General features: G+C 28.8%; 2 protein-coding genes. Both read right to left on the bottom strand.

Annotated elements, in window-relative coordinates:
• Nucleotides 1–51: 51 nt before the first annotated feature.
• Nucleotides 52–918: a methionyl aminopeptidase gene (locus G3997_RS04350; RefSeq protein ID WP_296648677.1), complete on the bottom strand. Its 867-nt coding sequence runs from the start codon at nt 916–918 to the stop codon at nt 52–54.
• A gap of 69 nt (nt 919–987) precedes the next feature.
• Nucleotides 988–1,704: metallophosphoesterase family protein (locus G3997_RS04345; protein WP_296648673.1), on the bottom strand; the 717-nt coding region annotated here is incomplete at its 5' end.

Below are 1,704 nucleotides of genomic sequence, written 5' to 3'. Positions count from 1 at the left end.
ACTATATAATTATAGATTTATTATATAGTATTTTTATTTAAAATTTATTAATTACTTAGCTATTATTTCTACTCCATCTTCTGTAACTAAAATCATATGCTCCCATTGAGCTGATAATTTTCCATCATCAGTATATGACGTCCATCCATTATCTGCATCTATATATAAATCTGAAGTACCTTGATTTATCATTGGCTCTATAGTAAACATCATACCTGGAACTAATACCATTCCCTTTGCTCCTTTGTAGTGATAAACAAAAGGATCTTCATGGAACTCTAAGCCTATTCCATGTCCTCCAAATTCTTCAACTACAGAATATCCATTAGCTTTAGCATGTTTTTCTATAGCCTCACCTATATCACCTAAATGCCCCCATGGTTTAACTGCTTCTATACCTTTTTCTAAACATTCTTTAGTTATTTCTACTAATTTTTTTGCATCCTCACTAACATTTCCTATCATGAACATTCTTGATGCATCAGAGTAATATCCATTGTATATAGTTGATACGTCTACGTTTACTATATCACCATCTTTTAATACTCTATCTGGACTTGGTATTCCGTGGCATATCTCATCATTTATAGATGTACATACACTTTTAGGGAAACCATGATATCCAAGTGGAGCAGGAATTGCACCTTGTGATATTGTAAAGTCATGAACTAWTTTATCTATATCATCAGTAGTCATTCCTGCTTTTATATTTTGTGCTACTAAGTCTAATACTGCATTATTTATTTTTGCACTTTCTTTTATTTTTTCTATTTGTTCTTTAGTTTTTATTATATTATGAGAAGGAACTTCAAATCCTCTCTCTTTTAATGAAGCTAATTTTTCATCAAATTCCATATGACATTTTTTATATTTAAGTTCACTTCCACACCAACAGTTATCATTTCTTTTTAGTTTCATAACATACTCTCCTACTTTTGNTATTAGCTTTATATTTTCCAAAATTAAAAATTTCATAAGTATAATTTATTACTTTGCACTACCTTCTATTATAAGTCTTGCAAAATCATTAGGAAGTATTTCATTTTCTTCTATTTCTTTTGCTATTTTTTCAAAATCATAACTAACTTCTATTATTTCAACTTCAACTGAAGAATCATTTTTTATATCTATAATCACATAAGTAGAGTTAGGATTTCCTGTCTTTGGCTTACCTACACTTCCACCATTTACAAGTAACTTTTCACCATAGTATTTATAGTAAGGTATATGAGTATGTCCACAAACTAGTATATCCTCAGCTAATTCATTCATAACTTCATAAGCTTCTTGAGAATTTTCTTTTAAATATTCATTTATAAGTCTTGTACTTCCATGAACAAATCTAATAGTCTTATTATTAAAAGTTAAAGTAGCCTCTTTAGGTAGATTTCTTAAATATTTTTTATTTTCATCATTTGTTTCTTGTCCTGTAAAGTGCATTGAAAGACCTGCTTTTTGAGCATCTTTTGGATCTGGATAATCACATCCACATACTATTTTTAGGTTACCTATTGCATCATCATAGTTACCCATTATAGTAAGTATTTTTTCTTCCTTTATCTTTTCTATAACTTCATTTGGACGAGTACCATATCCTACTAAGTCACCTGTACAAACTACCATATCTACATTTCTATTTTTTATATCTGATATTACCTCATCTAGTGCATATATATTACTATGTATATCTGATATTACTGCTAT

It is taken from the genome of Romboutsia sp. 13368 (genome assembly GCF_018336475.1).
Taxonomy (GTDB): domain Bacteria; phylum Bacillota; class Clostridia; order Peptostreptococcales; family Peptostreptococcaceae; genus Romboutsia.
This window is presented reverse-complemented; position numbering and strand designations above follow the sequence as displayed.